Below are 11681 nucleotides of genomic sequence, written 5' to 3'. Positions count from 1 at the left end.
ACCCCACCCACGACCCGAACCCGAACCCCACGAACAGGAGAACCACATGCGCGCAGTCGTCATGCACGCCCCCCGAGACGTCCGCGTCGAAGAGCGGGAAGACCCGACCATCCTCGAGCCCACCGACGCCATCATCCGCCTCGCGGCGTCCTGCATCTGCGGGTCCGACCTGTGGCCGTACCGCGGCGACGACGCGGTGGACCAGACGCCGATGGGGCACGAGTACGTCGGCGTGGTCACCGAGATCGGCGACGACGTGAAGAACCTGAAGGTCGGCGACTTCGTGGTCGGCTCGTTCTTCGCGTCGGACAACACCTGCGAGATCTGCGAGGCGGGCTACCAGTCACGCTGCATCCACGCCCACCCGATGGGTGCGATCGGCACGCAGTCCGAGTTCGCGCGCATCCCGCTCGCCGACGGCACCCTCGTCGCGACGCCCGGCACCCCCGACCCCGAGCTCATCCCGTCGCTGCTCGCGGCGTCCGACGTGCTCGGCACCGGCTGGTTCGCCGCGGTCGCCGCCGAGGTCGCACCCGGCAAGACCGTCGCGGTCGTCGGCGACGGCGCGGTGGGCCTCCTCGGCATCCTCGCCGCGAAGCAGCTCGGCGCCGAGCGCATCATCGCGATGAGCCGGCACGCCGAACGGCAGGCGCTCGCGCGCGAGTTCGGCGCGACCGACATCGTCGAGGAGCGCGGCGACGCCGGCGTGGCGAGGATCAAGGAGCTCACCGGAGGCTACGGCGCGCACAGCGTCATCGAAGCCGTCGGCACGCAGGAGTCCATGATGCAGGCCATCCGCGCCACGCGCCCCGGCGGGCACCTCGGCTACGTCGGCGTCTCGCACGACGTCTCGCTCGACGGGCTCGAGCTCTTCTTCTCGGGCGTGCACCTGCACGGCGGCCCGGCACCCGTGCGCCGATTCCTGCCCGAGCTCATCCAGCTCATCTGGGATCGCCGGATCGATCCGGGCAAGGTCTTCGACCTCACGCTGCCGCTCGAGGACGCCGCCGAGGGCTACCGCGCGATGGACGAGCGCCGGGCCACGAAGGTGCTGCTGACCGTCTGAGGACGCCGCACGTCCGGCCTACCCGATCCGCCGGACAGAGGAGGGGACGGATGCCGCGAGCCGCGGCATCCGTCCCCGCACCCGTCTTCAGAGCCAGTGGCGCCGGCGGAAGACCCAGTACAGCGTCACGCTCGTCGCGGCCATGAGGCCGAGCGCCATCGGGTAGCCGAGCGGCCATTCCAATTCCGGCATATAGACGAAGTTCATGCCGTAGATGGTGCCGACCAGGGTCGGGCCGAAGAGGATCGCGGCCCAGCCTGAGATCTTCTTCACCTGTTCGTTCTGCTGGAGCGCCGTATCGGTCTGCCGCTGCGTCACGATCGTCGCGTTGACGGTCAGCGTGTTGTCGAGGATCGAGCGGAACGCCGAGATCTTGTCGATGATGCGCAGCGTGTGGTCGTGCACGTCGCGCAGCGCGCGCTGCAGCTCGAGATCGACCTCGTACTTCGGAGCGCCGCGCTGCAGCCCGTCGAGCATGTCGGCCAGCGGAGCCACCGCCCGCTGCAGCGTGATCACCTCGCGAGACAGGTCGTAGATGCGCTTGGAGAGGGTGACGCCGCCGTGCTCGAACAGCGCGTCCTCGATCTCGTCGATGTCGTTCTCGACGCCGTCGATCACCGGTGCGTACTCGTCGACGACCTCGTCGAGGATCGCGTACAGCACCGCCTCGGGGCCACGGGCGAGCAGCTCCGGCTCGCTCTCCATGCGCCGCCGCACGCGGCTGAGATCCGGCGACTCGGCGTGGCGGATCGTCACGATGAAGTCGGGCCCCACGAACACGTGCAGCTCGCCGAAGTCGACAGTCTCGGTCTCGTCGACGTACCGCGCCGGCCGCAGCACGACGAACAGGATGTCGCCGTACCGCTCGAGCTTGGACCGCTGGTGCCCGGTGAGGGCGTCCTCCACGGCGAGCGGATGCAGCCCGAACTCATCCGCGACCTGCGCGATCTCCTCGGGGGACGGCCGGAACATCCCGATCCAGGCCATTCCGTGGTGCTCGCGGGTGTATTCGAAGGTCTCGGAGAGGCTCGCCGGGTTCTGGATCCTCTTGCCGGCGACGTACACGCCGTTGTCGACGATGGGCATCGGGCAATTCTCCCCGCCTCCCGGCCGGTGCTCAACGATCCTCACGGATTTCGGACGACGGATGCCGCGATCCGGCGCGCGTCGGAGGACGCGGGTAGCGTGCCCCCATGACCACCGACCCGCGTGTGCTCGACTGGCTGCTCGATTCCGATCCGGCGCTGCGCTGGCAGGTCGAGCGCGACCTGGCCGGTGCGCCGCCGGAGGTGTGGCAGGCGACGCGGGCCCGTGTCGCGACCGAGGGCTTCGGCGCGCGCCTCCTGGCCGAGCAGGACGCCGACGGGCAGTGGGCGGGCGGCGCCTTCTTTCCCGCGGACTTCTTCGGCAGCGCCGAGGCCGAAGAGCCCGGCCAGCCGTGGGTCGCGACGACCTGGGTGCTCAAGGACCTGCGCGAGTGGGGCGTCGACGCCTCCGCGCTCGACGGCACCGCCGACAAGCTCGCGGCGAACAGCCGCTGGGAGTACGAGGACCTGCCCTATTGGGGCGGCGAGGTCGACGTCTGCATCAACTCCTACACGCTCGCGTCGGGCGCCTGGCTGGGGGCCGACGTGTCGCGGCTGGTCGCCTGGTTCCCCGAGCACCGGCTCGCCGACGGCGGGTGGAACTGCGAGGCCGAGGAGGGGGACTCGGTGCGCTCCTCGTTCCACTCGACGCTGAACGCCGCGCGCGGCATCCTCGCGTACGAGCGGATCACCGGCGACACGTGCATGCGCGACGCGCGGCACGGCGGCGAGGAGTACCTGCTGTCACGCCGGCTCATGTTCCGCGCGTCCACGGGCGAGCTCGTCGGCGACTTCGCGACGCGCTTCGTCTACCCGAACCGGCACCGGTACAGCGTGCTGGCCGCGCTCGACCACTTCCGCGACGTCTCCCTCCTCGAGGGCACGCGGCCCGACCCGCGGCTCGCCGAAGCGGTCGAGGTGGTGCGATCTGCGCGGCAGCCCGACGGCACCTGGCTGCAGACCACCCCGCTTCCAGGACGCACCTGGTTCGACGTCGACGCGGCAGAAGGCGAGCCGTCGCGCTGGCTCACGTTGATCGGCACGCGGGTGCTGGACTGGTGGGATGCCGCGACCTGACCGCTCGCGGACCTTCCCGCGACCCCGACGGTTCGTGGACATCGCCGCGACCTGACGGTGCGCAGACCTTCCGCCGTCCGCGAACGCGGGCCGCGGCATCCGTCACGGGATGACACTGGTCGCATGGACGACCAGGAAGCGCTCGACGCGTACTCGTCGACGGTGATGCGCGTCGCGCAGACGGTGCTGCCCTCGGTCGCGGCGGTGAGCGTCCGCACGCGACAGGGCGCCGGAGCGGGGAGCGCGTCGGTGATCACCGACCGCGGGCACCTCCTCACGAGCGCCCATGTCGTGGAGGGGGCGACCGGGGTGGAGCTGGCGTTCCACGACGGCACCGTCGCGTCGGCCCGTGTCGTCGGTGCCGACCCGCTGTCGGATCTCGCCGTGCTGCAGGCCGACGGCGACACCCCGCCGCCGGTGCGGATGGGCGATGCCGCAGGCCTGCGCGTCGGTCAGCTCGTGGTCGCCCTCGGCAATCCACGCGGCTTCTCGGGCAGCGTCACCGCGGGCATCGTGTCGGCGCTCGGGCGATCGCTGCCGACCCGCTCGGGGCGCGTCATCGACGAGGTCATCCAGACGGACGCCGCCCTCAACCCCGGGAACAGCGGGGGAGTCCTCGCCGACAGCGCGGGTCGCATGATCGGCGTGAACACCGCCGTCGCGGGCATCGGCCTGGGACTCGCGGTGCCGATCAACGCCACGACGCTCGAGATCATCGAGGCGCTGCGCACGGCCGGGCGCGTGCGCCGGGCGTGGCTGGGCATCGCGGGATCCACCGTGCCGCTCGGCCCCGACGTCGCCGCCAAGGCCGGGGCACGGCTGGGCATGCAGGTGGTCTCGGTGGTGCCGAACAGCCCCGCCGCCTCCGCCGGAGCGCATGCCGGCGACATCGTGCTGTCGCTCGACGGCGTCGCCATCGCGGATCCGACGGCGCTGCAGCGCCGCATGGTCGAGGGCGCGATCGGGCGGCGGATGGAGATGACCGTGTGGCGCAACGGGGCGCTGGTCGACGTCGTGGTCGAGCCGCAGGAGCTGCGGGTGCGCTGACCGCCGGTCACGGGACCGTCGGTGCCGGGTGCCCGCTCTCGGCCGAAATGGCGGCCGGCTCGGCCGTCGCCGGCTCCGCGGGGGGCGAGGACGGTTCGGCGGCGGAAACGGATGCCTCGGGCGGGGGCTGCTCCGCCGGCCAAAGCTGGGCCGGTGAGGGCTCGTCGACCGGGGCGGCCTCGGCGGGAGCGGCCTCCGAGGGCCCAGGCTGGGTCGATGCGAGCTCGTCGGCGGTTGCGGGCTGGGCCGGCGCCGCCTCGGCGGGAGTGGCCTCGGCGGGAGCGACTGTCGTGGCAGCTTCCGCGACCGCGGCTGCGACTGGAGCGGGTTCCGCCGGTTGACGCTCGTTGGCAGTGTCGAGCGGCTGCTCCGGGACGTCGAACTCGTCGCCCGGGTCGCCGGTGTTGTCCTCTCCGACCTCGGGAGACGTGCCCTTGATGCCAGGTTGCTGGTTCCAGTGATCGGGCGGGGTGAGGCTCTCGTCGCCGGGTGTCAGCGGGTTGTCCCAAACGATCACGTCGACGTTCTGCTTCACGAATTCCCCCGGATCGGTCTCGGACTCCACCAGGATCACGGTCGTGTACTGCATGTAGTTGTGCACCGGCCGAAGACCGCCGGGGCACTGCAGGCTGTCGCGTTCGACGCCGGTCAGTGCAGACGTCAGGGCCCGGTACAGATCGCACTCGGGCTCGCGGTACCCCCGACGCCACGGGGAAGTCACCGGGTTGCCATCCTCCGCGGCCGGGTGCGACGGGTGGTCCAGACCTTGCCTGCCCCACGTGTTCATCGCATCGGAGTAGCGTGCCCGGGCCTCGTCGAACGAGGAGCGGCACATCGCGATGCCCGCCGAGAGCAGGACGACGTAGCGCGGCGTCTTCATCCTGTACACACCGAAGTCCGGGTCGTTGGTGAAGTTGCTTGAATCGAGGAAGCGGGCCGCCCCGTCGCAGTCCGCGTCCAGCAGCCTCGCGTATGCCGGACCGTCCTGGAAGTCGTTGGGGCTCGTGTCGCTCAGCGGAAGCCGCCACGCGTATACGGGCTGCGAAGGCTGGCCGCCGTTGCCGCTCGAGCCGCCGCTTTCCCGGGATCCTCGGCTGCCGCCTGAGGCCCCCGAGCCGCCGCTCCCGCCAGAACCGACCGAACCACCCGATCCGCCGCCACTCTGGCGGTTCCGCGGATCGGCGGCCTCCCCGGAGCCGGGCTGCCGAGTGTCGTTGGCCGGCGGCGACGTCGGGGGCGCGGCATCCGGAATCCCGTCCGAGGCGGACAAGTCGTCCGGGTCGGGCGGATCCACGTCGCTCCGGGAGTCGTCCCGCTGTGTCGGGGGCGGTTTCTCCTTCTCAGGAGCTACCGGTGAGTATTCGCCGCATCCCGCGAGGCCGAGGGCGACCGCGACCGCGACCGCGGATCCGATCGCGAGGGACCGCTTCGGGGTGGTTCCTGTCGGAGACATCGCTGTCCTCCTTTGTAGGGTATCTGCAGTTGTGGAGGACGAATCGGCGGGGGAGATACTCAGCGCTGCCCCGCCACCTCGCCCTCTGACGTCGGTGTCGTGCATGGGCCGAAACCTCCGGCATCCGCGATCCCGAACACGTCGCGCACAAAGGTGAACCGCAGTCCGTCGCCATCCACAGGCAGCATGACGACCACCCCGTAGTCGAATGTCCATCTGTCGGAGACGAGGAAGTAGTTGCCGCCCGTCGACTCGAGCAGCCGCAGCCCGCGGTATCGGTAGCGGACCTCGTCTCCGGATCCAGCGCATGTCACGGTGACGCCCGGCGACACGATGTCGAGCGGCGTGACGCTGTCGACCATCACTCCCGGCAGTGTCTCGATCTGGTTCGGGAAGTCGCGGGCGAGTTCCGTCCCCTCCACCGTGGCGTAGTTCATGGCAGACCAGAAGAGGCCGATGGCGGCGAGGATCGCGATCGCACCTCGCAGCACACCCTCGGTCATCGGCGCGAAGCCGACTGCGTCGGGCAATCCGCCGCGCAGCATCAGCCCGTAGAGCAGCAGGAGCATGCCGCCGGCACAGACGAGGGGGGCGGCAATGTACGTCACCGGATAGCCGATGAGCCCGAGAAGCAGGCCCAGCGCGAACACGCCGATGGCGATGAGCCACATCCATTGCGCCACCCGAGAGACGATGCGATCATCGTTCCCCAACCGCACGCGGCGCCGACGGAGCCACTGATCAAGGGCGACCCACCCGAGGCCCGCGATCGCCGCGCAGATGGGAAGGAGCACGACCGGCTGCACGCTGCGGCGGACGTAGTCGTCGACTGTCATTCCGAAGATGGCTTCGTCGACGCCGAGCATCTTCGACATCTGGTCGCTGCGCACCCAGCCGAAGTACACGAGGAGGGCGGTCAGCACACCGACGTTGGCGACGACGGCGAGGAGCGAGCGCACGAGCGATCCGCGCGTCTCGCCGTCCGCAGCCTCGACGGCTTCGGAGGCCTCCCTTTCGACGTCAGTGCTCACACGGGGAAGAGCCGCTGCGGCGCGCCGCAGATACGCGGGCGTCCCTGCTGATCAGCCCTCCAGCACCACGAGGCGCTCGGTCGCGCGGGTCATCGCGACGTAGCGATCGACCGCCCCTTCGATGCCCTCGCCGAACCGCGACGGCTCCACGAGCACGACCAGGTCGAACTCGAGACCCTTCGCCAGCTCCGGCGTCAGCGACCGCACGCGCTCACCGGCGGTGAACGACGGGTCGCCGATCACACAGGCGATGCCCTCCGGGTGCGCCGCCAGCCAGTCGCCGAGGATCGCATCCCGCTCGGCCACGGCGGCGTGCCGCACCGGGATGCCGCTGGAACGGATCGACGTCGGCACGTTCGCGTCGGGGATCGCGGCGCGGATGACAGGCTCCGCCTCGGCCATCACCTCGCTCGGCGTGCGGTAGTTGATGGTGAGCGAGGCGATCTCGACGTCCGTGAGCCCCGCGTGCTCCAGTCGCGCCTGCCACGACTCGCCGAAGCCGTGCCGCGCCTGAGCGCGGTCGCCGACGACCGTGAAGCTCCGCGACGGACACCGTGCCAGCAGCATCCGCCATTCCGCGTCCGTGAGCTCCTGCGCCTCGTCGACGACCACGTGCGCGAACGGTCCCGCGAGCAGATCCCGATCGGCGGCCGGAGCCACCGACTCGTCGACCAGGCTGTTGCGCAGGTCGTCGCCGTCGAGCCACTGCATCATCTCGTCGCCGGCCTCCTTCAGGCGGTCGACGACCTGCGCCATGTACTCGCGCTCCCGCGCCAGCGTCGCCTCGCGCTGCCGGCGCCGACGCGAGGCGGCCGGATCGCCGAGCCGGCGCCGGGCCGCGTCCAGCAGTGGCAGGTCCGACGCGGTCCAGGCCGAGGCATCCGTCCTCTGCAGCGCCTCGATCTCGTCGGCGGTGAGCCACGGCGCACAGCGGCGCAGATACGCGGGCACGGTCCACAGATCCGAGACGAGGACGGATGCCTCGACCAGCGGCCACGCGCGACCGAAGACGCGCGTCAGCTCTTCGTGGCGCGCGAGCGCCCGCCGCAGCTGGTGCAGCGGCACCTCCTCACCGTCGACCTGGTCGGTGAGGATGTCGAGCACCGTCTCCCACACCTGATCGCGCGCCTCGTTGTGCGGCAGGCCCGCCTCGGCCGACGAGAACGCCTCCGTCCAGTCCTGTGGGCTCAGCGACAGCTCGCCCCACGGCGTCTCGATCAGGACCGCCGCGGTCGGCGGCTCCTCGTAGAGGCCGACCGCCGGCTCGATCGCGTCGACCAGGCGGGCGTCGGCCTTGAGACGCGCGACGAGCGGGTCGCGCTCGGGGCCGGCGTGGGCGCCCTCGGCCACGAGGTCGCGCACCGTGCAGGTCTGCACGCTCTCCTCGCCGAGGCTCGGCAGCACATCCTCGACGTAGGACAGATAGGCCGGACTCGGACCCACGAACAGGACCCCGCCGCGTCCCTCGCCGAGATGCGGGTCGGAGTAGACCAGGTAGGCGGCGCGATGGAGCGCGACGACCGTCTTGCCGGTGCCGGGTCCGCCGTCGACGACCAGTGCGCCGCGGGAGCCCGCGCGGATGATCGCATCCTGATCGGCCTGGATCGTGCCGAGCACGTCGCGCATGCGAGGGGAGCGGCTGGCTCCGAGGCTCGCGATGAAGGCCGACTGATCGTCGAGCGCCGCATTGTGGTCGAGCCCCTCGGCGGTGAAGACCTCGTCCCAGTAGTCCGTCACCCGGCCGCCGGTCCAGCGGTAGCGGCGGCGACTGGCCAGGCCCGACGGATGTGCATGGGTCGCGCCGAAGAACGGCTCGGCAGCCGGGGTCCGCCAGTCCACGAGCAGACGGCGGCCGTCGGCATCCAGCAGCCCGAAGCGCCCGATGTAGACGGGCTCCGAGCCGTCGGCCGGCACCATGCGGCCGAGGCACGCGTCGACGCCGAACCGGCGGAGCACCCGCAGCCGGGCGGAGACGCGGTGGATCTCGAGGTCGCGCTCCAGGCCCGCCTGCCCATGCCCGCCGGGCCGGCGGCGCAGATCGGCGAGCCGCTCCTCGAGGCCCGCGATCGAGCGTGCGAGGGCGTCGGCGATCGCTGCGAAATGCTCCTCGTCACCGCCGATGAGCGCGGGGTCGGCCTTCGCGGCGAGTCGGTCGGGGAGGAGGAAAGGGGTGGTCTGAGGGGAAATCACGGCATCGCCTCCTGGCGGCATCGCGGCGCGGCTTTCGGCGGAACATGGCGGGGGAAGATGGCGGGAACGCGTCGCGACCGACAAGTATGCGCCCGCAGGGGGCCCTTGCCGCAAGGCCCCCTCCGCCCGATATCCTGGACATGGCAGGAGGAGTCGCGCCTCTGCGTGCGCAGACCGCCCGCCCCGGTCCCCTCCGTTCCGGTGCGCATCGGCACGTCGGGTACTTTTGAACCTGGTCCAGCCGTCCTGGACCGGATCCACGCGCCGCGACGGGAGACGACGACGATGCCGGACTCGCACTCCGCGCACACGCTTGCCCGCGTGGCGATCGTCGGCGACGGCCGTGTCGGCCGGGCCGTCGCGTCCGCGCTGCACGCCGCCGGGGTGGAGGTTCAGGGTCCGCTCGGCCGCGGTGCCACCGTCGCGGACTCGCAGGTCGTGCTGCTGGCGGTGCCGGACGCCGAGATCGCCGCTGCCGCCGCCGCCATCGCACCCGGACCCCTCGTCGGCCACTTCTCGGGGGCGACGACCCTCGAGCCGCTCGCACCGCATGAGGCTCTCGGCATCCATCCCCTCACGACCGTCCTCGCGTCGACCTCTTTCGACGGCGTGCCGGCGGCCGTCGCAGGATCGACCGCCAGGGCGCTCGAGACGGCCCTCGCGCTCGCCGGCGTGCTCGGCATGGAGCCGTTCGAGGTGCACGACGCCGATCGCGCCGCGTATCACGCGGCAGCGTCTATCGCATCGAACTTCCTGGTGACCCTGGAGTCCTTCGCCGAGGACCTCGCCGCGACGGCGGGCGTCCCCCGCGAGGCGCTCGGGCCGCTCGTGCGCGCGACCGTCGCGAACTGGCAGGCGCACGGCGCTGCCGCGCTCACGGGGCCCATCGCCCGCGGCGACGATGCGGTCGTCGAGCGCCAGCGCGCCGCGGTGCACGAGCGTCTGCCCGAGCGCGCCGCGCTGTTCGAGGCGCTCGTCTCGGCCACCCGGGAGCTGGCGGGCCGGCCTCCTGCGGGGGTGGCGTCGTGATCGTGGTCCGCAAGGTCGCCGACCTGCGCGAGGCCCTGCGCGACCGCCGAACCGCGCCCGTCGGCCTGGTCCCCACGATGGGTGCCCTGCACGAGGGGCACGCCACGCTGCTGCGGGCCGCCCGGCGCGACAACGCGACCGTGGTCATGTCGATCTTCGTCAATCCGACGCAGTTCAACGAGCAGTCCGATCTCGCCGCGTACCCTCGCTCCGAAGAGGCGGACCTCGCGCTCGCCGAGGCCGAGGGGGTCGACGTGGTCTTCGCCCCCGACGCCGCCGAGGTCTATCCGCAGGGCTTCGCGACGACCGTCAGTGTGACGGGCGCGATCGCCGAGACCCTGGAGGGCGCCGAGCGCGGTCGCGCGCACTTCGACGGCGTCGCCACCGTCGTGACCAAGCTGCTGCTGGCCGCACTGCCCGACCACGCCTACTTCGGCGCGAAGGACGCGCAGCAGGTAGCCGTCATCCGGCGCGTGGTCGCCGATCTCGGCATCCCCGTGACCCTCATGGTCTGCCCGACCTCGCGCGACGACGACGGCCTCGCCCGCTCGAGCCGCAACACGCGCCTGTCTCCCGAAGAGCGCACGCGGGCGCTGGCCATTCCGCGCGCTCTCCAGGAGGCGACGGATGCCGCGGCCACCGGCATCACCGACCCCGAGGCCCTGCGGGCGCGAGCGATGGCGACGCTCGAGGCATCCGGCATCCGTCCCGAATACGTCGCGCTCGTCGACCCCGCCACCTTCGCGCCCGTACCGGTGGTCGAGGGCGCGGTGCTGGTCGCGATCGCCGCCCGCGTCGGGGCGACGCGGCTCATCGACAACACCGTCATAGGAGGTGCCTGATGCGCGCACAGGTGACACTGCAGCGACTGACCGAGATGAAGGCGCATCGCGAGCCCATCGTGATGGTCACGGCCTACGACTATCCGACGGCCCGCACCGCCGAGCACGCCGAGGTCGACATGGTGCTCGTGGGCGACTCCGGCGCTCAGGTCGTGCTGGGGAACGACTCCACGGTCGCCGTCACGGTCGAGGAGATGCTGGTGCTCGCGCGGGCGGTGCGTCGCGGGGTGCGCTCGGCGTTCGTCGTGTGCGATCTGCCGTTCGGCTCGACCGAGGTGTCGGACGAGCAGGCCATCGCCACCGCGGTGCGCTTCGTGAAGGAGGCCGGTGCCGACGCCGTCAAGCTCGAGGGCGGCGGTGACGCGCGTCTCAGCCGCATCCGCGCGATCGCAGAGGCTGGCATCCCCGTCGTCGCCCACGTCGGCCTGACACCGCAGACCGCGGTGGCGCTCGGCGGGCTGCGCGCCCAGGGGCGCACGGCCGAGTCGGCCTCCCGGATCGTGCGCGAGGCGCTCGCGGTGCAGGAGGCCGGCGCGAGCGTGCTCGTGATCGAGGCCGTCCCCGCCGAGGTCGCCGCCGTCGTGCTGCCGGCGCTCGAGATCCCGGTCATCGGGATCGGCGCCGGGCCCGCCGACGGGCAGGTGCTCGTGCTCCACGACCTGCTCGGCATCACCGAGGGCAAGACGGCGGCGTTCGTGAAGCGGTACGCGTCCGTCGGGCCCGACATGGTGGCGGGAGTGGAGGCCTACGCACGCGAGGTGCGCGGCGGCGTCTTCCCCGGTCCCGAGCACGTGTACGCGGCCACGGACGTGGCGATCGAGGCCGCCCGAGCCGAGCTCGCGGCGCGATCGGCGGGATGAG

At 71.8% G+C, this 11681-nt stretch carries 10 protein-coding genes; 6 read left to right on the top strand and 4 right to left on the bottom strand.

Translation table 11 applies throughout. The features are described 5' to 3' along the window. The first annotated feature begins 46 nt into the window (after nucleotides 1-46). A complete protein-coding gene (locus IM767_RS00935) occupies nucleotides 47-1066 on the top strand; it encodes a zinc-dependent alcohol dehydrogenase family protein (protein ID WP_109209544.1) in 1020 nt (339 codons plus the stop codon). Between the two features lie 87 nt (nucleotides 1067-1153). On the opposite strand, the gene corA is transcribed toward IM767_RS00935, so the two are convergent. Next, the gene (corA, locus tag IM767_RS00930) at nucleotides 1154-2152 is read right to left on the bottom strand and encodes a magnesium/cobalt transporter CorA (RefSeq protein ID WP_109209543.1); all 999 of its coding nucleotides are present in this window, start codon (nucleotides 2150-2152) and stop codon (nucleotides 1154-1156) included. A 107-nt stretch (nucleotides 2153-2259) separates the two neighbouring features. Between corA and IM767_RS00925 the strand changes: the two genes are divergently transcribed. Together IM767_RS00925 and IM767_RS00920 are read left to right on the top strand one after the other, a co-directional pair. After that, entirely contained in the window at nucleotides 2260-3228 is a 969-nt protein-coding gene (locus IM767_RS00925) for a squalene cyclase (protein ID WP_109209542.1), read from the top strand. A gap of 123 nt (nucleotides 3229-3351) precedes the next feature. Then, nucleotides 3352-4275, top strand: a complete 924-nt coding sequence (locus IM767_RS00920) for a S1C family serine protease (RefSeq protein WP_109209541.1) — start codon at nucleotides 3352-3354, stop codon at nucleotides 4273-4275. A 7-nt stretch (nucleotides 4276-4282) separates the two neighbouring features. On the opposite strand, the gene IM767_RS00915 is transcribed toward IM767_RS00920, so the two are convergent. The 3 genes from IM767_RS00915 to helR all read right to left on the bottom strand — a co-directional run bounded on the left by IM767_RS00915 (nucleotide 4283) and on the right by helR (nucleotide 8949). After that, nucleotides 4283-5155, bottom strand: coding sequence for a hypothetical protein (locus IM767_RS00915; RefSeq protein WP_109209540.1), 873 nt, complete (start codon nucleotides 5153-5155; stop codon nucleotides 4283-4285). 632 nt (nucleotides 5156-5787) lie between these two features. Next, nucleotides 5788-6759 carry a hypothetical protein gene (locus IM767_RS00910; RefSeq protein WP_109209538.1) on the bottom strand — a complete coding sequence of 324 codons (972 nt, stop codon included), beginning with the start codon at nucleotides 6757-6759 and terminating at the stop codon, nucleotides 5788-5790. A 51-nt stretch (nucleotides 6760-6810) separates the two neighbouring features. Continuing rightward, the gene (helR, locus tag IM767_RS00905) at nucleotides 6811-8949 is read right to left on the bottom strand and encodes an RNA polymerase recycling motor ATPase HelR (protein WP_422613750.1); all 2139 of its coding nucleotides are present in this window, start codon (nucleotides 8947-8949) and stop codon (nucleotides 6811-6813) included. A 285-nt stretch (nucleotides 8950-9234) separates the two neighbouring features. Between helR and IM767_RS00900 the strand changes: the two genes are divergently transcribed. From IM767_RS00900 to panB, 3 genes are read left to right on the top strand one after another with little or no spacing between them, the layout of a single operon-like run. Beyond that, nucleotides 9235-9978, top strand: a complete 744-nt coding sequence (locus IM767_RS00900; RefSeq protein ID WP_109209536.1) for a DUF2520 domain-containing protein — start codon at nucleotides 9235-9237, stop codon at nucleotides 9976-9978. Beyond that, nucleotides 9975-10820, top strand: coding sequence for a pantoate--beta-alanine ligase (gene panC, locus IM767_RS00895; protein ID WP_109209535.1), 846 nt, complete (start codon nucleotides 9975-9977; stop codon nucleotides 10818-10820). Before IM767_RS00900 ends, panC begins: the two co-directional genes overlap by 4 nt. After that, entirely contained in the window at nucleotides 10820-11680 is an 861-nt protein-coding gene (panB, locus tag IM767_RS00890) for a 3-methyl-2-oxobutanoate hydroxymethyltransferase (protein ID WP_109209534.1), read from the top strand. Before panC ends, panB begins: the two co-directional genes overlap by 1 nt. Nucleotide 11681: the final 1 nt, after the last annotated feature.

It is taken from the genome of Microbacterium ureisolvens, assembly GCF_015278315.1.
GTDB classification, from domain to species: domain Bacteria; phylum Actinomycetota; class Actinomycetes; order Actinomycetales; family Microbacteriaceae; genus Microbacterium; species Microbacterium ureisolvens.
The sequence above is the reverse complement of the archived record's forward strand: the minus strand, read 5'-3'. Positions and strand labels throughout refer to the sequence as shown.

What these genes read in the sequence shown, in the direction of transcription:
- panB (WP_109209534.1), top strand. Translation starts at nt 10,820, where the DNA reads ATGCGCGCACAGGTGACACTGCAGCGACTGACCGAGATGAAGGCGCAT.
- IM767_RS00915 (WP_109209540.1), bottom strand. Translation starts at nt 5,155, where the DNA reads ATGAAGACGCCGCGCTACGTCGTCCTGCTCTCGGCGGGCATCGCGATG.
- IM767_RS00900 (WP_109209536.1), top strand. Translation starts at nt 9,235, where the DNA reads ATGCCGGACTCGCACTCCGCGCACACGCTTGCCCGCGTGGCGATCGTC.
- IM767_RS00920 (WP_109209541.1), top strand. Translation starts at nt 3,352, where the DNA reads ATGGACGACCAGGAAGCGCTCGACGCGTACTCGTCGACGGTGATGCGC.
- corA (WP_109209543.1), bottom strand. Translation starts at nt 2,152, where the DNA reads ATGCCCATCGTCGACAACGGCGTGTACGTCGCCGGCAAGAGGATCCAG.
- IM767_RS00925 (WP_109209542.1), top strand. Translation starts at nt 2,260, where the DNA reads ATGACCACCGACCCGCGTGTGCTCGACTGGCTGCTCGATTCCGATCCG.
- IM767_RS00935 (WP_109209544.1), top strand. Translation starts at nt 47, where the DNA reads ATGCGCGCAGTCGTCATGCACGCCCCCCGAGACGTCCGCGTCGAAGAG.